Genomic DNA, 18643 nt, shown 5'->3' with positions numbered 1-18643 from the left:
GCGGGCCATGACCAGAACAGCCGCCCGGGACAGCGGAAGTCCAGGGAGGAGTCGGCCTCGCGACAGCTATTCGGCCGGCCGGCGAATACAGTCGGATTCCGTCACCGGATAAAGGGCGCAGATACCGTCAGCGGCAATTCTGGCGTGCCATTCTCAGCTGCGCACCAGCCGGCGGCGGAATTCCGCGTAGGCCGCCTCCATGACGTTGTTGAGCTGCTCGAGCTCGGCCTGCGCGGGCTCGCGCTGCAGTTCGACATTGATTCTGAAGTCGCCGTCCTCGACCGTCACGTCGAGCCGGGCGAGCAGGTCGGCGGGCAGCTGGTGGATGACGAACTCGCGGAATGCCGCCGCGGTTGTCGCCGGGAGGTCACCGCACCCGCAGGTGCGGCCGTCCAGGACCGCGCCGAGGTGGCTGCGGCCGATGAGGGCGTCCGGGTGCAGCGGGTCCATGGCGGGCAGGCACTCCTCCAGGACCGTGCGGGCCTCCGGCAGCCGGTTCTCGTGCTGGAGGAACAGCCCCAGCGCGACACCGGCCCGGCCGGCCATCTCGTGGTCCGCGCCGCGGCGTGCCTGGGTCAGCGCCTCGGTCAGCCGCTGCTCCGCGGGGACCGGCCGGCCGGCTTCCTTCAGGGCCAGACCCCAGTTGCGCAGCACCTGACTCTGCAGCTCCGGGCGGCCGATCCGCTCCGCCCGCTCATAAGCCGACGCGTACGTGCGCAGCCCCGCCTCGGCCTCCCCGGCGTCGTCCTGCGCCATCGCGAGCCCGAGCGCCGCCATCAGCCCCTCCTCGGCCCGGCCCTGCCGGTCGTACGACGCGAGCACCCGCTCGATCGCGCCGACCCGCCCCGCCTGGTCCCCGGTGTCGCGGCCGTGGTTGGCCAGCGCGGACCAGCCGTTGAGCGTCGCCTGGTGGTCGGCGCCGAGCCGCGCCTCCAACGCCGCGACCAGCTCGGTGAGCACCCGCCCGGACACAGGCCGGCGCCCGGTGACGCCCCGCGCGAGCCGGTCGACGACGGCGTCCGGCAGCTGGTCCAGCCCCGCGAACAGCGGTTCCGGCGAGCCGGCGGCGTCGACGATCGCCGCCCGCAACGCGATGGCGTCCGCGACGTGCGCGTGGCTGTTCGACCAGAGGTTCTGCACCGCTTCCTCGATGACCTGCCGGGCCGCGGGCAGATCGCCGCGTTCCAGCAGGAGATCGGCCAGCGGCTGGAGGCCGAACGCGTACCCGGGGTGCTCGCGGCCGTAGAACGCCTGCCGCTCCTCGAGGCCCCGGCGCAGCTCGGTCTCGGCCTCGTCGTGCCGGCCGGCCATCCGCAGGGCCATACCCAGATTCATCAGGTACGTCAGCTGGTCCTTGTGCGACTCGTGATCGCGGGGAGCGGCGGAGACGGCCTGCCGGAAGCACTCGATCGCCCGGTCGAGCTGATCGCCGTTGATCAGCACGTTGCCGAGGTCGCACTGCACCGAGGCCCATTCCGGGCTACCCGCGCCGTGCCGCTGCGTGACGGCTTCCAGCTCGCGGGTCATCACGTTCTGGGCGTCGACGAGACGGCCCTCACCCAGCAGGGCGAAGGCCGTCTCCACGGGCGTGCTGGGTGTGGTCACGGTCGGGGATCCTACGACCGCCGCGGGTCAGGCGATGAAACGGGTACGCCGCCGGCGCGCGACAACCACGACAGCGACCCCGGCAACCACCAGAAGCGCGGCGAGCCCGCCCAGCAGCCCGGCTGTCGGCCCGGTGACCGGCAGACCGCCACCCGCTCCCCCATCCGCTACTGGAGTGGTGGTCGTGGTCGGGGTCGGGGACGGCGATGAGCTGGGGGACGAAGGGGACGACGGGTTGAGGAGCAGGACCGTCGCGTTGTTCGTCACGTCGCTCTCGTCGCGCAGTGGCAGCGGCTCGTCCACCGAGAAGTCGCCCTCGTAGTGGTAGGCGTGGATCTGGACGGGTGCCTCCGCGTCGGGGACAACCTTGTCGATGCGGAGCTTGAAGTCGAAGGTCTGCTGCTCGCCCGGTGCGATCCGGATGAGCTGGTCGCTGTCGTTCCCGGCGCCCGGCGAGCCCCGCCAGCCCGCCCCGCACCAGTAGCGGCCCGCGTGACCGGGCGTGCGGTAACAGTCGCCGGGCACCTCGGTGACGGTGGTGCCGGGCGGGGTCGTGAAGTAGACGCCCAGCATGTCGGCGTACGCGAGCATGATGCTGTAGGGCGCGGCGTTGCGGAAACCGGCCGTGGCGGTGACGACGGCGCCGGCCCTGCCTCGCACCGGGGACGTGACGACCGGGACCACGTCGTTGCCGGACTGGCCGCCCACGGCGAGGTGGAACTGCGCCGTGTTGTTCAGGGAGTTGTAGTCCTGCTGGCCTGTGCGGCCGGCGGCCGAGGCGACCGGCTCCAGCTTCAGCGGCGCGGCCGTGCCGGGAGTGCCCACCCGCTCGGGGGTCTGCCCGTTGACCGCGGACCACACCTCGATGATCGCGCCGGGGGCGTTCAGGGGTGCGTCCGCCCTGGCCTTCAGCGGAACCGTCGCCGTGTACTCCGTGCCGGGAGCCAGGTCCTGGTCGAACAGGCACGAGATGGGCAGTCCCCGCTCGTCGTACCAGCAGTTCTCGAACTTCACCGGCGCGGAGTCCACCAGCAGGTGCGACCTGTAGCGGCCGCCGCCGAGCCGCATAAAGGACAGCACGGCGGTGTGGACGGTGGTGTCACCGACGTTCACGAGGTCCACCGGCAGGGTGAAGTCCTCCCCCACCCGGGGGTTCAGGTCGGTGTCGGCCACCTTGGCGGCCAGGTTGACCGCCTCGGCCAGCTCGATCGGCGCGTCGGCCGAGCTCGGCGCCGCGAGGTTGTCGGCGCGCAGCGTCGCCTTGATCACGACGGTGTCGCCCGCGTGGGCGCCCGGCGTCGTGGCCACCTCGAGCTCGGAGTAGGAGTTCACCGGCGAGGAGCGGCTGTTCACGTTCACCCCGCGACAGGTGACCCGGGTCCCGTCCTCGGCGGTCGTGCACCGGTCCTTCGTGGAGACGACCTTGAGCTCGGGCGGCAACTCGTAGGTCATCGTCGGGTTGACCAGCCGATACGAGTTCCCGTCGTAGGTGTACAGCCACGGCTTGGCGGTGCCGGCGCCCACGCTGAGCACCACGGTCCGCCCCCGATCGGGAATTCCAGCGCGGCGAGCGCGGGTCGCGGGAACACCATGGACAGTACGGCGCCGAGCAGGACCGCCGCCGCGGCCGCCCGCCAGGATCTGCGGAACATCGGATCTCCCCCGTTGCCGGCCCACGGTCGCGCGGGCGGTCGAGGCAAGATAATCGATGCCCGCCGGACCGCGCGACCCCGCTCAGGCAGCGGGCTGTGGTGCTCTCCGCCTCCGGATGAAGCCTGCGACGGTGGGAATGGCCCACCAGATCGCGTACGCCCAGTGCGTGAAGTAGGCGACCGGGATCGCGAGCAGGAATGCCGCGGCGACGGTCAGCGTCCGGGCGACGGCGACCCGGAAGTACGCGGCGGAGGTGTTCGGCTTGGCCAGTTCGTGGCGCTGGGCGTACCGCATGATCAGGACGAGCACGACGGCGGCGAGCGCCTGCAGGATCGAGTACAGGGTGAAGGCCATCGGGAAGGAGACCTCGCTGACCAGCAGCTTGGTGGCGAACGGGTTCACCACGACGGTCAGCAGCCAGAGCAGGTTCAGCTGACCGAGACGCCGGTTGGTCCACTCGATGTTGCGGAACACCGCGTTGTGATTCAGCCACTGCGTGCCGATCACGATAAAGCTGATCAGGAACCCGAGGTATTCCTGCCAGGCTTCGCCGAGAGCGCGCCAGGCCTCCCCGACGGTCTCCCCGTGCGGGACGGGCAGCTCCAGGGCGAGCAGGGTGATGGCGATGGCGATGACGGCGTCGGAGAAGAACACGAGCCGCTCGGTGGGCGACCGGTCGGCGTTGCCGTCCTGCTCCAGCTCCTGCGCGATGAGGGACATCGCGCCAACATACGGCAGTACGCCCGGGCGGCTGCCCGGGCGTACTGGGTGTCTCTTACGTACTGGGTGTCTCTTACAGGAAGATCAGGCGGCGAAGTCGAGCTGGCCGCGGAGCTTGACGAGGGCCTTGGTCAGCAGGCGGGAGACGTGCATCTGGGAGATGCCGACCTGGTCCGCGATCTGCGACTGGGTGAGGTTGCCGTAGAAGCGGAGGGTGATGATCTTCCGCTCGCGCTCGTCGAGGGTGGCGAGGGCCGGGGCGAGGGCCGCGCGGGTCTCGGCCAGCTCGAACTCGCTGTCCTCGCCGCCGAGGGTGTCGCCGAGCTCGGTGTTGCCGTCGGCGCTGATCGGGGTGGAGAGGCTGGTCGCGTTGTAGGCGCGGGCGCCCTCGAGGCCCTCCAGGACCTCTTCCTCGGTGATCTCGAGGTGGACGGCGATGTCGGCGACCGTCGGCGAGCGGCCCAGGGTGTGGGTGAGGTTGGTGTTGGCGGCCGTGATCGCGAGGCGCAGCTCCTGCAGGCGGCGCGGCACGCGGATCGACCAGGTACGGTCGCGGAAGTGGCGCTTGATCTCGCCGATGATGGTGGGGATCGCGAAGCCGGCGAACTCGACGCCGCGGTCGGCCTCGAAGCGGTCGACCGCCTTGATGAGGCCGATGGTGGCCACCTGGACGAGGTCGTCGAGGGGCTCGCCGCGACCGGCGTAGCGGTTGGCGAGGTGGCGGGCCATCGGCATCCAGGCCTCGATGGTGCGGGCCCGGACGGTGCTGCGCGACGGGTGGCCGGCGGGCATCGCGGCGAGCGCGGCGATCAGCTCGCTGGCCTTGTCCGTCGTGGCCGAAGCGTCAGAGGCGGCCTCGGTCTTGATCGGGGCGGCGGTAACGACGGTCATGGGAGGGACTCCTTCGGCGGCACGGTCTTTCCGGGTCGGCGCACATATGCCCCCGGCCCTGCCCTGCCTAAACTCACCTTTTCGGTTACATGTAGATCACCGAAAGTATGAGGTTTGCCGAAAGTCACATTCCCTCAACCGCCCGGTTCATGCGCCGACGTACTGACGGAGACGGGACGAGGCGGAGAGGAGTGGGAGCGTGCAGAGGCGTCCGTTCGACCTGATCCGGCGCGACCCGGTCCTGCTCGCCCTGGTGTCGCTGACCGCTCTGGGCTGGGTTTTCTTCACGGTCTTCGACGGCGACAACGTCCGTCAGGTGCAGATCTTCTGGGCGGTCCAGGTGCCGCTCGACGCCGCGCTCGCCGTCGGCGGGTGGCGCCTGCGCACCCTCGCGCCCGCCCGCTATCGGCGGTTCTGGTCGTCGATCGCGTTCGCCGGCACCTCCTTCACCACCGGTGACAGCTACCAGTTCCTGCACACCGTCCTCGCCGCCGGCACCCCGTCGATGGACGGCGGCCTGGTCCAGAGCGTGTTCTTCACGATCGGGATGTGCGCCAACGTCCTGGCCTGCCTGATCTTCCCGCAGGGGCTGCGCTCCGGACGCGAGAAACTCGTGTTCTGGCTCGACGCGGCGACCGTACTCGTCGGCGGTGGCGTCATGGCCTGGTGTTTCGCCGTCAACCCGATCGACGAGCACACCGACCGGGTGACCGCGAGCATCACCGCCGCGCTGGTGATCGTCGCGGCGTTCTCGGCGACCAAGGTCGCGCTGATCCGCAAACCCCCGATGGCCCTGATCGCCGCGTGGCCGATGGTCGCGGCGCCGATGGTCCAGGGCGTCGCGACGTTCCTGCCGGGCGCGTTCCAGCACGACAACCACGTGTACGTCCTCGGCATCCGCCTGCTGCCCTCACTGCTGATCGCGGTCGGACCGAGGATCCAGGAGATCACGGTACGCATCGAGGGCACGGGCACACGCAAGAAGCGGCGGCCGTACAGCCTGCTGCCGTACGGGATGATCGCCCTGACCTTCCTGGTCTTCTTCGCCATGCTCCCGGCGCACGTGTCGACCCAGTTCTGGGGTGCCCTCGCCGGCGTCGTCGTGATCACCGCGCTGGTCGCCGCCCGGCAGCTCGTGGCGTTCCAGGACAACGTCGTGCTGATCCGGCGCCTCGACACCGCCCTCGGCGAGCTGAAGGACCAGGAGGTCCTGCTGCGCGAGCAGGCCGCCTCGGACGCGCTGACGAAGCTCGCGAACCGGACCACCTTCAACGCCGAGATGGACCGGCAGGGCGGGTCGAGCGAACGCACCGTGCTCCTGATCGACCTCGACGACTTCAAGACGATCAACGACACGATGGGGCACGCCGCGGGCGACGCCCTGCTGATCACGGTCGCCGAGCGGTTGCGCGCCGCGGTCCGCGCGGACGACCTGGTGGCACGGCTCGGCGGTGACGAGTTCGCCGTCCTGCTCAGCGGCACACCGGGCGCGGAGGCCGGTCGCGTCGCCGAGCAGATCCTCAGCCGGGTCGCGGAGCCGGTCACCATCCAGCAGCACACGATCGCCGCGCGCGCCAGCATCGGCGTCGCCGCCGCGGGCCCCGGTGACGAGCCGTCCGCGCTGCTCAGCAACGCCGACATCGCGATGTACGAGGCCAAGCGGCGCGGCAAGGGCACCTGGGTGCTCTACAGCGACGAGATGGGCGCGCGGATCGGCGCCGAGGCCGAGATGATCCGGGAGCTGTCGCAGGCCGTGGACGAGGGGCAGTTCATGCTCGCGTACCAGCCGATCGTTCGGCTGGCCGACTCCGCGCTGACCGGCGTGGAGGCACTCATCCGCTGGAACCACCCGGTCCGGGGCCTGGTCTCGCCCGACGAGTTCATCCCGCTCGCCGAACGCTCCGGGCTGATCGTCGCGATCGGCGACTGGGCGCTGCGCGAGGCCTGCCGCCAGGCCGCCGACTGGCGGGCCACCTACCCGGGCGCGGCGCACATGACGGTCGGGGTGAACGTCGCCGGGCGCCAGCTGCGCACGGGCACGTTCGTCGACGACGTCGCCCAGGTGCTGGCCGCGACGGGTCTGCCACCGGGCTGCCTCAACATCGAGGTCACCGAGACCGCCGTCCTCGACGACACGGAGTCGCACGAGGCGATGCTGAGCCTGCGCGGTCTCGGCGTACGGCTGGCCCTCGACGACTTCGGCACCGCGGCGTCGTCGCTGGGCCTGCTGCTCACCTGCCCGGTCACCACGCTCAAACTGGACCGCTCGTTCGTCGAGTCGATCACCACCGTCGGCCGGCAGGCGGCGGTCGCCACCGCGGTCAGCCAGATGGCCACCGCCCTGGACTTCGCGTCGGTCGCCGAGGGCATCGAGACCGAGGAGCAGCGTGACCTGCTGCAGAAGCTCGGCTATCAGTACGGCCAGGGCTACCTCTTCTCCCGCCCGCTCCCCGCCGCCCGCATGAGCGAGCTGTGGGCCACCGTCCCTTCGCTCACTCGATAACATCCCGGTGTGGAAATCATCGGTACGGTCACCGCGAACCAGCCGCTGCTCGTCATGGCCGTGCACCTCGAGGCGGAGGCGCTGTTCGCTGAGACGAAAGGCGACAAGAGGGAAAGCGATCTCCCCGTCCTGCTGACGGGCATGGGAAAGGTCAACGCGGCCCTCTCGGTGGCCACGGTCCTGGCGCGCGGCCCGCACCCCAGCGAGATCATCAATCTGGGTACGGCCGGAGGTCTGCACCCGGGCCTGACCGGTACGCACACGATCGGCACGGTGCTGCAGCACGACCTCGACAGCGACGCCCTGTTCCGCATCACCGGCCTGGTGACCGGTCCCCCGCTGCTGGTCGGCGATCCGGACGGTCCCACGCTGGCCACCGGCGACTCGTTCATCGCCGACGAGGTGACCCGCGACCGCCTCGCCGTGCACGCCTCGCTGGTCGACATGGAGGGCTACGCCGTGGCAGCGGCGGCCCAGGCGGCTGGCGTACCCGTCAGGCTGGTCAAGCATGTCAGCGACGACGCGTCCGAGCAGGCCGGTATGACGTGGCAGCAGTCGGTCGCGGAGTGCGCCAGGTCCCTCGCCGCCTGGGTCGCGGAGAACGTCCCCCGCTGAGGCGTAGCCAGGACCTGCCGATCCTATGACAACCGGACCACTGGTTGATCTCCGGGCGCTGCCCCACGATCGGTGCATGACAAGCACAGCCACGTCGTGTGACACCGGCACCCTGACCTTCGTGGGCGAGTTCGTCCGGAGGCCGATGGCGGTCGCGTCGCTCACCCCCAGCGGCCGGGCGCTCTCGCAGCGGGTGATCGCGCCCGTGCCGTCGTCCGGTGACCCGGTCGTGGTGGAGCTGGGGCCGGGGACCGGGTCGTTCACCCGCATGATCCAGTCGCAGCTCGCCGGGCGGGGACGGCACATCGCGGTGGACGTCAACGAGCGGTTCACCGCCCTGCTCGGCGACCGGTTCCCCGGCGTCGACGTGCTGACCGCCGACGCCCGGCACCTGCCCGCGACGCTCGCCGGGCTCGGCCTCGAGAACGCCGACGTGATCGTCAGCGGCCTGCCCTGGGCGGCGTTCCGGCGCCCGCTGCAGCGCGAGGTCCTCGACGCCGTGGTGGCCTCGCTCTCCCCCGGCGGCGCGTTCACGACGTTCGCCTACGTCCACGCCCGCTGGACCAGCCCGGCCCGGCACTTCCGGCGCGCGCTGGAGGAACGGTTCGACGAGGTCGTGGTGGGCCGCACGGTGTGGGCGAACCTCCCGCCCGCGCTGGTCTACCACTGCCGCCGCCCCCTTTCCTGAACGATCTTTCACGTGTCGCCCGCCACATCGGGGGCCCGCGCGGAATGACCGCCCGGGTGGACCGGGTTGGGTTGGCGAGGATAGATCTTTTTCGTTTACCGAGGTGGAACCCGTGATGGACGTGCGATCCGATGCCGTCGTGCTCTTCGGCGTGACCGGGGACCTGGTCTCCAAGAAGCTGTTCCCCGCGCTGTACGAGCTGACGCGCCGCGGCCGGGTGCCCGCCACGGTCATCGGTTTCGCCCGGTCGCCGTGGGACCAGCAGCAGCTCGTGACGGCGGCCCGCAAATCGGTCACCGAGGCCGGAATCGACGTCGACGAGGACGTCTTCGAGGACTTGGCCGGCCGGCTGAGCATGATCTCCGGTGACTACGCCGACCCGGAGACGTACGCACGGCTCGCCGACGCCCTCGCCGGTGCCGAACGCCCGCTGTTCTACTTCGCGATCCCGCCGGCGGTCTTCGACGCGGTCGTCGAGGGTCTCAAGGGCGCCGGGCTCGCCGGCCGCGGCCGCGTCGTCGTGGAGAAGCCGTTCGGGCATGACCTGGCGTCGTCGCACGAGCTCGCCGCGACCCTGCGCGGCGCGTTCGCCCCGGAACGCACCTTCCGCATCGACCACTACCTGGGCAAGGAGCCGGTCGAGGGCATCACGCTCTTCCGCTTCGCCAACGCCGTCTTCGAACCGCTGTGGAACCGCGAGCACATCGCGAGCGTGCAGGTGACGGTCGCGGAGAAGTTCAGCACGCAGGGCCGGGCCGGCTTCTACGACAAGGTCGGCGCGACCCGCGACGTGCTGCAGAACCACATCCTGCAGGTCGTCGCGCTGCTCGCGATGGAGGAGCCCGCCGACGACACGCAGGAAGCCTTCCAGGCCGCGGAGGCCGAGGTGCTGCGCCAGGCCGCCGCGCTCTCCCCGGAGACGACCGTGCGCGGGCAGTACGAGGGCTACCGCGACGAGCCGGGCGTCGGCACCGGATCGCAGACCGAGACGTTCGTGGCGACCCGGCTGACGGTCGACAACGAGCGCTGGGCGGGCGTGCCGTTCTACCTGCGCACCGGCAAGTCGATGCCGGTCACGTCGACCGAGGTGGTCGTCGAGTTCAAGGGCGCCAAGCCCGGCAACGGCAACCTCCTGCGCTTCCAGCTCGGCAAGAAGGACGGCATCTCGCTGACGGTGCAGGTCAAGCGGCCCGGCGCCGACGTGACCGCGCAGACCGTCGCCCTCGCCGTCGACTTCGACGACGTGCTGGAGCCGCGCCGCGAGGCGTACGAGCGGCTGCTCGACGACGCCATGGACGGTGAACACCTGCGCTTCGCCCGCGAACAGGCGATCGAGCAGGAGTGGCGGATCGTCGAGCCGATCCTGGACCTCGAGTCGGGCGTTCTCGCGTACCCACAGGGAAGTTGGGGTCCGGACGAGGCCGACGCCCTCGCCGGGGGCTGGGCCTGAGGTTTCGCAGAAGGGCGGGGCTGCGGCCTCGCCCTTTTACGTTCGTGATGTGCGTGCACTGACATCGGGAGTGTCGCTTCGCCCGCCGCCGGAGAAACATGGCCGTTACGAGAACGTAACGATGCGTGTCGATCGGGAGGCTGCGATGCCAGGCAACAGAGCGGTTGTCTATCAAGGTGCGGGGCAGGTCGAGGTCCGTGACACCGACTATCCGACGTACGAGCTGCAGGACGGTCCCGGCGTCAACAAGGAGAACGTCGGGCGCAAGGTCCCGCACGGAGTCATCCTCAAGACCGTCGCCAGCAACATCTGCGGCAGCGACCAGCACATGGTCCGGGGGCGCACCACGGCACCCGAAGGCCTGGTGCTCGGCCACGAGATCACCGGCGAGGTCGTCGACGTCGGGCCGGACGTCGAGTTCATCAAGGTCGGGGACCTGTGTTCCGTACCGTTCAACATCTCCTGCGGCAGGTGCCGCAACTGCAAGGAACGCAAGACCGGCGTGTGCCTCAACGTCAACCCCGACAGGCCAGGATCAGCCTACGGGTACGTCGACATGGGCGGCTGGGTCGGCGGACAGGCCGAATACGTGCTGGTGCCGTACGCGGACTGGAACCTGCTCAAGTTCCCCGACCGCGACCAGGCGATGGAGAAGATCCTCGACCTCGCCATGCTCACGGACATCTTCCCCACCGGCTACCACGGCTGCGTCAGCGCCGGCGTCACCAGCGGCTCCACGGTCTACATCGCGGGCGCCGGCCCGGTCGGGCTGGCCGCGGCTACCTCGGCATACCTGCTGGGCGCCGCAGTCGTGATCGTCGGTGACCTGAACGAGGAACGGCTCGCGCAGGCCCGCAGCTTCGGCTGCGAAACCATCAACGTGGCCGACGGCGACCCGGCCGACCAGGTCCAGCAGATCCTCGGCCACGACGCCCCGGCGATCGGCCAGCCCCTCGTGGACTCCGCGGTGGACGCGGTCGGCTTCGAGGCGCGGGGACACGGCGAGAACGCCCGGACGGAAATGCCGGCCACGGTCCTGAACTCCCTGATGACGGTGACCCGGGCGGGCGGCGCGATCGGCATCCCGGGGCTCTACGTCACCGGCGACCCGGGCGGCATCGACGAGGCCGCCAAGGTGGGATCGTTGTCCCTGCGACTCGGCCTGGGCTGGGCGAAGTCCCACTCGTTCGTCACCGGCCAGTGCCCCGTCATGAGATACAACCGCGAACTGATGATGGCGATCCTGCACGACCGCGTCCAGATCGCGAAGAACGTCAACGCCACCCCCATCCGGCTGGACCAGGCCGCCCAGGGCTACGCCGACTTCGACAAGGGCGCGGCCCGCAAGTACGTCCTCGACCCGCACGGCGTCATCGCCTGACGTGCCCGCCCTGAGGGGATCGCCCTGCCGCGCCGGTCTTTGCTTCCGGCGCGGCAGGCCCCCGATCCACCGGTACGACTTGAGCATTCCGACCGCGCGAAGGCCGGCCCTACGCGTCGAGGCAGGTGCCGTCCGGCAGCAGACCGAGGATCTCGAAGGACACCCCGCGGCTTCTCGGACATCGGACTCCGTGGGTGGCAGGTTCGGGCGCCGTGCGGTGCAGTCGCCCGGCTTTCCGGCGCTGCACCAGCCGTCGTCTGCGGCCAGCGTCGCAACCGACGCCGCCGTCTGCTCAAGGCGGGGCAGGCCGGCGTCGCCGGGAGGCCGGCGGTCGCCGGATCTGAGGACTCTCCCGGATTCGTGCCACGTGGCGGTCGCTTGTGGATCTCTGGTGGCGGGGGCGGATTAGGGTTTCCCCAACATCGTTGTTCACGGGGAGTTCAGTATGAGTTTTCTGAAGCGTGCCGCTGTTGCCGCGACGGCAGCTGTCATTGTTTCCGCCGGGCTGTTCGCCGGGCCGGCCGATGCGGCTGCGGCCAAGACGGCGGTTGTTGTCGACTACGGCAGTGCGAAGGTTGTCACGAAGGTGAAGCCGGCGACGATCCGGCCGTACAAGGACGTCTCCTACACCAGCGTGCACTGGACGAAGCTGACCGGCAGCACCGGTTATGCGACGGCTGTCCGGAAGGTCAACACCTGCGTGCCGGACTGCGCGACCGGGAAGGTCACGTCGGACAAGGTGACCCTGAAGTTCACCCGGGTGCGCAAGGCCTCGAATCACAAGAACGTCTTCACCCGGGTGCGGGTGACCGTCATCAAGACCCACAAGGTCACCACCCACGCGCTGCCGACCTCGGTCAGCTGAAGTCCTGAAGACACGGAACCCCCGGTGCCACGGTGGCACCGGGGGTTCCGTGCGAAAAAGGGGTCAGGGCTTGGCGGCGAAGACCATGATGCCGAGGCACATCTCGTCGCTGGTGCCCTCACCCCAGACGACGTAGCTGGGCGGGAGTTTCCGCAGCTGGGGCAGTTGTTTGCGGAGCGTCGCGTCGTGGGTGCAGGTGACCCGGACGGTGTCGCCGCGCGTGACGTGGACCGGTTTCGGGAGCGGGACCAGGGCCTGGTTGTCGAAGTCGTAGCGGGGGACGTCGATGACGGTCTGCGCGGCGGGCGTACCCGGATTGATCTCGACCTTGATCGATCGTCCCAGCAGGTGCATGTGACCGGCGGCCATGAGGATCGTGCCGTCCTGGTCGATGGGCTGGTCGCACCGCTGGGTGTTGCCCGGTTTCGGGGCGGCGCCGCCCTGGCACTGCTGGTTGAGGTCCTGGACCATGTCGCCGGAGCCGGCTCCGAAGCGCTTCTCGACGTCGGCGACCGCCGTGGCACGGTCGCACAGGGCACCGGTCGCGCCGGGCTCGCAGGGCAGCTCGATCGGGGCGAAGGCCAGCGCTGTCTGCAGCGGCGTCAGTTGCGTGGTGCCGTCGGCGAGGCGCATCTTGATGCCGGACCGGTCGGTGGCCGGGACGCCGCTGTCCACGTCGAGCAGGTTGTAGTGCACCTGCATCACGAGTTTGCTGCCGGGCGGCATCTCGAAGCCGTAACCGGCCGGCATCAGCGTCTCGCCGGCGCCCGGTGCCCAGTGCGCGACCCATGCGGTCTGCCCGTCGACCCCGGCGCCGCCGAAGCAGGTCCAGCCCTCGCCGGGGGTCCGCGCGTCGACCGCGACCGCGTCGGCGGACTGCTCCGGGCTGAGCCGGTAGAAGATCGCGTGATGCACGATGCCGGCGTTCTGCGGCAGGAACGTGCTGCCGGTGAGGTACGCAGGGGACGTCAGCTGCGGGTCGACGAGGAAGCACCTGTACTCGTCGGTGCCGCCGTGGGGCGCGGCCGGGATGTACGCCTGCGGGATTGTCAGGTCGACGAAGCGTTCACCCGCGCGCAGCGCCGCCGGTGGGGGTGCGGAGCCCGCGGAATGGCCGGAGTGTGCGCTGCTGGAAACGGGTGGCGCCGCAGCCGGCGAGGAGCCGCAGGCGGCGACCAGGCTGAGGGCGGCAAGGGCGGTGACCGTGGCCTTGAGACGCATGGCTGCCTTCCGAGTGGCCGGATGGAAACCCGTTAATCATCCCAAGAACACCAAGTCACCGTAAATCAGGGACAACCCGGAGCAAAGAGATCATGAACGCCGCTGCCGGTACGCCCGGGTCTTGTGCCGGTTGCCGCAGACCGCCATCGAGCACCACCGGCTGCCCCCGTTGCGGGAGACGTCCTGGAACGCCCAGCGGCACTCCGGCGCAGCACAGAGCTTGATCCGCGCCCACGCGCCGGTCGCGACGGCGTTCGCGACGGTCTCCACGATCGGTGTCAGCGCCGGGACCGGTGACTGCGCGGCAAGCCGCAATCCGCCCGCGGAATCCGGGACAAGCCGTAGGGGGAACGCCGCCAGGGCCGGCTCAGCCCCCTCGGAAAGGGCATTACGCAAAGCACCACGAAGTCCCTCAGCCAGCCCATTGCGGTCATCCTCACCCAGCCAGGCGCTGAGGACGTCGCCGCCCTCGTGACTGCCGAAGCTGCGCACGTCGAGGGTGTTGAGAAAGGCCACCACCTGATCCACGACACCACTGTACGCCGACACTGGTGTTAGCCTGACGTCATGTTCACGGTTGACGAGGAAGAACTCGCGGACCTGCGGGACCGGCTCCGGCGTACCCGCTGGGGTAAGGCCTGGCCCGGCACCGACGACAGCGAGCTGCGCGACCTGGTCGCCTACTGGGCCGGCGGCTTCGACTGGCGCGCGCAGGAGGCGGCCATCAACGCGCTGCCCTCGCATTTCGCCGACGTGGCCGGGACGCGCCTGCACTATCTGCGTTACGACGGCGGTAGCCCGGACGCGCTGCCGATTGTGCTGACCCACGGCTGGCCCAGCTCGTTCCTGGAGCTGACCGGCCTCGCCGAGCGCCTCGCCGCCGCCGGCTTCACGGTCGTCGTGCCGTCCCTGCCCGGATACGCGTTCTCGCCGGTCAGCGACGTCCAGACGCACGAGCTCTGGCACCGCCTGATGACCGAAAACCTCAATTTCTCCCGGTACGCGGCCCACGGCGGCGACCTCGGCGCGGGCATCACCGCTCGCCTCGGCCAGGCGTACCCCGAAGCCGTGGTGGGCATCCACGTTCTCGCCGTCGCCGACCCACCCCGCTACGACGCGGACACACTCACTCCTGACGAACGCGCCCACCTCGACCGGCAGGCGAGCTGGCTGGCTGACGAGGGCGCCTACCAGCACCAGCAGCGAACGCGCCCGCTCACCCTCTCCCCCGGGCTGTCCGACTCACCGGCGGGGCTGCTGGCGTGGCTCCTGGAGAAGTACCGGTCCTGGAGCGACACCCCGTTCACCGACGACTTCGTGCTGACCCAGGCGTCGCTCTACTGGTTCACCAATACGATCGCCACGTCGTTCCGGCCCTACTACGACCACGCCCAGGGCAGGGTCACCCGGATCGAACGCGTCGGGGTCCCGACCGCCGTCGCGCTGTTCCCCAAGGACCTGAGCCACCCGCCGCGCAGCTGGGCCGAACGCACCTACCGCGTCGAGCGCTACACGACGATGCCGCGCGGCGGGCACTTCGCCGCCCACGAGGAGCCGGAACTGCTCGCCGCGGACATCATCGCGTTCTTCGCGGACAAGCGCTGAGGCGCCGGTCAGAACGTGCGGTCCTGCCAGGTGCAGAGGCAGACCCTGTTGCCCTCGGGGTCGGCGAGCACCCAGAAGCTGGGGGCCTCGGCGTCGCTGACCAGGGTGCCGCCGGCGGCGACCGCGGCGTCGATGCGGGGCTGGACCTGGGCGGGGTCGAGCCAGACGTCCGGGTGCCAGTGCTGGCGGGGCTCCTCGGAGCCGGACTCCTGGAACCAGACGGTCGGCAGCACGCCGTGCGGGTCGCGGACCTCGTCGCCGACGTCGTCGCCCACCCGGTGCTCGCCACCGAGGACCGCCGTCCAGAACGGCAGGATCGCGGTGTGGGCCGGGGTGTCCAGGGCCAGCTCGACGAGCGCGATCGTGGCGCACTCCTGGGTAAGTCCGGCATCGGCGACCAGGGCGGAGATCGTGCGGGCCATCCGGATGTCGCGGCCGGTGACCGCGCCGGTGTCGTGGCTTGTCAGCACGATGTCGACCCGGGTGTAACGCAGGTCGAGATCGGGATGGTGGTCGGCCGCCTCGGCTGCCGCCCCGAGCGCGTTGACCAGGGCGAGCCCGGTGGCGAAGTCCGGGGTGGCGACGCGGGTGCGCAGCGCGCCGAGGAAGTAGACCCAGCCGTCGAGCTTCTCGGCGGCGATCTGCTGTGCCGTGAGTTTCGCCATGGGTCAGCCCGCGCCTTCGACGATCCGCTTCAGGCTGGTCAGGTCGGCCAGCACCGCATCCGCGTCGGCGGCCCACTCCTCGTCGGTCATGCCGGGGCGCCGGCGCAGGGTGAAGACCACCTCGCTGTCGTCGCCGTCCCGCAGGACCCGGAACGGGTTGTAGATGCTGTCGCCCGTCGGCAGGGTGACGGTGTGGTCGAGGACGAGGTATTCGTTCTGGGGCGCGTAGTCGAGCTTGAGGCGGCCGCCCGGCGTGTCGACGTACCAGACGCCGTCGACCTGCTCCACGGAGGTGCCGAGGCCTGGCGCCCACTGTGGAATGTTGGTCGGGTCCGACGCGTACGCGTACACGTCGGCTGCGGGCTTGTCGATCGCGACGGCGAGGTGTCTCGTTTCCGTAGCCATGCCCTCATTCTGGCACCACCGCCCCGATGTGGTGGGATGCCGCGGTGACCGACGCGAGCTGGGCCCATACCTATACCTTGACCGTGCCGGCCGAGGAGACCGCGCGGCGACGCCCGGCGCAGACACCCGTGCCCGCTGGCGTGGAGTTGTCGCCGGGGCCGCCGCTGGAGAGCCGCCCCGCGCCGGACCTGCGCGGGGAGCTGATCGCCGTCACCGAGTGTTTCGCGGGGGACGACGACGCAGGAACGGGTGAGGCGGGAACGGGAGACCTGCTGGGCGAGCTGTTCAACGCCGCCATGCATCAGGGGACGTGTTATCCGCACACGGCGGGCATGGTGCCCACGTTCGCGGAGCTGGCCGCCGACGACCGGCTCGGGGACCGCTACCGGGGCTGGGTGCTGATGGACCTCTTCATGATCGCCACGGTCGGCCGCCGGGAGCTCGCCGCAATGGCCGACACCCTGCGCGCGCTGGGCAAGACCGCGGTCGAGGCGCCGGAGGCCGTCGCCGCGCGGGAAGCGGTCACCACGGCGGTGCCCGGGCTGCTCGACCGCTGGGAGGAGGCGTCCGAGCACGAGCGGTTCCTGCTCGCCGCCCTCGCCGCCGCGTGCTCGGTGCCGGCCCCCGACCTCGGGACGATCCGGGACACCGCCTCAGGAACCACCCGGGAAGGGACGATCCGGCTCATCGACGAGCTCGCGGAGGGAAACCTGCGCGCTGACGCGGAACAGCGCGCTCTGGGCGTACTCATGAAAGATCTTGGGTCTGAGCTGGGGTGACCCGCTCAGGTCGGGGCGGTGGCGGCCGACAGTGAGGGCCGCCCCGACCCGAGGAGTCCGATGCAGCCCGCCGATGTCAGCTTCGACGCGGCCGACGCCTTTCCCGAGGTCGCCGCGGCGGTCCAGGCCCTGCAGATCTGGGACTGGCCATCGGTACGCGCGGAGCTCGACGCGGCCCCGCCCGGCATGCGCGCGTTCATCGTGCACGAACTGGCCGAACACCCCGAAGCACGACAACTCGCCGGGTACGCGTGGCAGCAGCAGCCGGCGGACACCGCAGCCGCCGCCGTCCTCGCCGCCCACCTGATCCACACCGGATGGCAGATCCGCACCGGCGCACCGGCCGAGCGGGTCAGCCCGGAACAGCTCACCGGTTTCCACGAGCACCTGGCCGCCGCCGAGCAGATCCTGATCGACGCCGCGGCACGCAACCCTTACGACAGCGCCGTATGGGTCCAGCGCCTGCTGACGGCACGTGGCCTGCAGCTGGGCCCCGGGGAGGTACGCCGCCGCTACGCACGCCTCGCCCGCACCGATGCGCACAACGTCACCGGCCAGCTGCAGATGCTCCAGTCGCTGTGCCCCAAATGGTCCGGCACGTGGCCCGAGGTGCACTCGTTCGCCCGGGACCGGATGCTGGCCGCCCCGCCCGGAGCCCCGAACGCCCTGCTGGTCGCCGTGGGCCACCTCGAACACTTCGCCGAGCTGGGCGGCGGTGACGCTGCCCGGGCCTACCTGCGCTGCGATGCGGTACGCCGCGAGCTGATCGACGCCGCCGACCGCTCGGTGTGGCACGGCTCGTTCGGGCGGGAACCGGGCTGGGTCCTGGCCCTGAACGCGTTCGCCATGGTCTTCCTCCAGCTCGGCGACGAACCCGCCGCCACCGGCCTGCTCGCGGCTGCCGCGCCGTTCGCGACCCGGTTCCCGTGGTCGTACCTCGGGGACCCGGCGGGTGCGCTCCGGGCGTACCGTCGAAGCCTTGCCGGAGCCGCACGATGATCACCCACCTGGAGCACGACGGGGTCCGGACGTTGCTGGCACCCACCACGGGCCCGTTGCGCGCCGGCCTGGTCTTCCCGGGCGGCCAGGTCAGCGTCACCGGCTCCGAGGAGGAGATCGCTGGTTTCCTGAGCGGCCGGCAGCTGGAAACGCCGACGTCAGCGGCCTTGCATCTTCGGCGTTATGGCGCTCTGTGTGAGGTCACCCGCGAGAACGTCGTCCTCTGGGTCGCCGGCGACCGTGTCCCGCCCGGCCTGGCCCTCGCGTTGCCCGCCACCCGCCGCCGGACTCCGCCGCCTGTGCCCGGCGTGCTGCCGCCGGCCGACGCACCCAGCGGCTACTCCTTCGCCGGCTCGCTCGGCACGGTCGCCTGGCAGACCGTCGTCACTCACAGCGCCTCCGCCGCCGTCTTCGCCGATGTCCTCGCGATGATGCTCGGGCGGTCGTTCCCCGTCATCACCAGCTACCTCCCCCGCAGCGAAGGCGCGGCGGTCGTCACCGTGATCGCGAACGGCTCGGTGGCCACGAACGGCTCGGTGGCCACGAACGGCTCGGTGGCCACGAACGGCTCGGTGGCCACGAACGGCTCGGTGGCCAC

The 18643-nt window shown here is 70.6% G+C and carries 17 protein-coding genes and 1 pseudogene; 10 read left to right on the top strand and 8 right to left on the bottom strand.

Features of this window, described 5'->3' with window-relative positions:
• Positions 1-153: 153 nt before the first annotated feature.
• The 4 genes from Ahu01nite_RS48990 to Ahu01nite_RS48975 form a co-directional block, all read right to left on the bottom strand.
• Positions 154-1605: a tetratricopeptide repeat protein gene (locus Ahu01nite_RS48990; RefSeq protein WP_203843654.1), complete on the bottom strand. Its 1452-nt coding sequence runs from the start codon at positions 1603-1605 to the stop codon at positions 154-156.
• Between the two features lie 27 nt (positions 1606-1632).
• Complete coding sequence (locus tag Ahu01nite_RS48985; RefSeq protein WP_203843653.1) at positions 1633-3141, bottom strand: hypothetical protein; 1509 nt, start codon at positions 3139-3141, stop codon at positions 1633-1635.
• A gap of 198 nt (positions 3142-3339) precedes the next feature.
• Positions 3340-3978 (bottom strand): TMEM175 family protein, encoded by a 639-nt coding sequence (locus Ahu01nite_RS48980; RefSeq protein WP_203843652.1) that lies wholly within the window; start codon positions 3976-3978, stop codon positions 3340-3342.
• Positions 3979-4062: 84 nt separating this feature from the next.
• Positions 4063-4869, bottom strand: a complete 807-nt coding sequence (locus tag Ahu01nite_RS48975) for a SigB/SigF/SigG family RNA polymerase sigma factor (RefSeq protein ID WP_203843651.1) — start codon at positions 4867-4869, stop codon at positions 4063-4065.
• Between the two features lie 199 nt (positions 4870-5068).
• Here Ahu01nite_RS48975 and Ahu01nite_RS48970 point away from each other — a divergent pair, with 199 nt between their 5' ends.
• The 6 genes from Ahu01nite_RS48970 to Ahu01nite_RS48945 all read left to right on the top strand — a co-directional run bounded on the left by Ahu01nite_RS48970 (position 5069) and on the right by Ahu01nite_RS48945 (position 12371).
• On the top strand, positions 5069-7372 hold the full coding sequence (locus Ahu01nite_RS48970; RefSeq protein ID WP_203843650.1) for a putative bifunctional diguanylate cyclase/phosphodiesterase: 2304 nt from the start codon (positions 5069-5071) through the stop codon (positions 7370-7372).
• A gap of 9 nt (positions 7373-7381) precedes the next feature.
• Complete coding sequence (locus Ahu01nite_RS48965; RefSeq protein ID WP_203843649.1) at positions 7382-7987, top strand: nucleosidase; 606 nt, start codon at positions 7382-7384, stop codon at positions 7985-7987.
• A gap of 76 nt (positions 7988-8063) precedes the next feature.
• Entirely contained in the window at positions 8064-8675 is a 612-nt protein-coding gene (locus Ahu01nite_RS48960) for a class I SAM-dependent methyltransferase (protein ID WP_203843648.1), read from the top strand.
• A gap of 115 nt (positions 8676-8790) precedes the next feature.
• On the top strand, positions 8791-10125 hold the full coding sequence (gene zwf / locus Ahu01nite_RS48955; RefSeq protein ID WP_203843659.1) for a glucose-6-phosphate dehydrogenase: 1335 nt from the start codon (positions 8791-8793) through the stop codon (positions 10123-10125).
• Positions 10126-10270: 145 nt separating this feature from the next.
• Positions 10271-11506, top strand: coding sequence for a formaldehyde dehydrogenase, glutathione-independent (fdhA, locus tag Ahu01nite_RS48950; RefSeq protein ID WP_203843647.1), 1236 nt, complete (start codon positions 10271-10273; stop codon positions 11504-11506).
• A 445-nt stretch (positions 11507-11951) separates the two neighbouring features.
• A complete protein-coding gene (locus Ahu01nite_RS48945) occupies positions 11952-12371 on the top strand; it encodes a hypothetical protein (RefSeq protein ID WP_203843646.1) in 420 nt (139 codons plus the stop codon).
• A gap of 63 nt (positions 12372-12434) precedes the next feature.
• On the opposite strand, the gene Ahu01nite_RS48940 is transcribed toward Ahu01nite_RS48945, so the two are convergent.
• Together Ahu01nite_RS48940 and Ahu01nite_RS48935 are read right to left on the bottom strand one after the other, a co-directional pair.
• Positions 12435-13592, bottom strand: coding sequence for a monooxygenase (locus Ahu01nite_RS48940; protein ID WP_203843645.1), 1158 nt, complete (start codon positions 13590-13592; stop codon positions 12435-12437).
• A 90-nt stretch (positions 13593-13682) separates the two neighbouring features.
• Entirely contained in the window at positions 13683-14120 is a 438-nt protein-coding gene (locus Ahu01nite_RS48935) for a CGNR zinc finger domain-containing protein (RefSeq protein ID WP_239159775.1), read from the bottom strand.
• 39 nt (positions 14121-14159) lie between these two features.
• Between Ahu01nite_RS48935 and Ahu01nite_RS48930 the strand changes: the two genes are divergently transcribed.
• Positions 14160-15197, top strand: a complete 1038-nt coding sequence (locus Ahu01nite_RS48930; protein ID WP_203843643.1) for an epoxide hydrolase family protein — start codon at positions 14160-14162, stop codon at positions 15195-15197.
• Between the two features lie 8 nt (positions 15198-15205).
• On the opposite strand, the gene Ahu01nite_RS48925 is transcribed toward Ahu01nite_RS48930, so the two are convergent.
• Positions 15206-15862, bottom strand: a complete 657-nt coding sequence (locus tag Ahu01nite_RS48925; protein WP_203843642.1) for a 4a-hydroxytetrahydrobiopterin dehydratase — start codon at positions 15860-15862, stop codon at positions 15206-15208.
• Between the two features lie 3 nt (positions 15863-15865).
• Positions 15866-16267, bottom strand: coding sequence for an SRPBCC family protein (locus tag Ahu01nite_RS48920; RefSeq protein WP_203843641.1), 402 nt, complete (start codon positions 16265-16267; stop codon positions 15866-15868).
• Between the two features lie 44 nt (positions 16268-16311).
• On the opposite strand from Ahu01nite_RS48920, the gene Ahu01nite_RS48915 reads away from it, so the two are divergent.
• The 3 genes and pseudogenes from Ahu01nite_RS48915 to Ahu01nite_RS48905 all read left to right on the top strand — a co-directional run.
• Entirely contained in the window at positions 16312-17046 is a 735-nt protein-coding gene (locus tag Ahu01nite_RS48915; RefSeq protein ID WP_203843640.1) for a hypothetical protein, read from the top strand.
• Between the two features lie 60 nt (positions 17047-17106).
• A complete protein-coding gene (locus Ahu01nite_RS48910) occupies positions 17107-18045 on the top strand; it encodes a hypothetical protein (protein ID WP_203843639.1) in 939 nt (312 codons plus the stop codon).
• Positions 18042-18643 (top strand): annotated as a pseudogene (locus Ahu01nite_RS48905) (hypothetical protein); the annotation flags it as partial. The gene Ahu01nite_RS48910 and the pseudogene Ahu01nite_RS48905, both read left to right, overlap by 4 nt.

This window comes from Winogradskya humida (assembly GCF_016862215.1).
Lineage (GTDB): Bacteria > Actinomycetota > Actinomycetes > Mycobacteriales > Micromonosporaceae > Actinoplanes > Actinoplanes humidus.
This window is presented reverse-complemented; position numbering and strand designations above follow the sequence as displayed.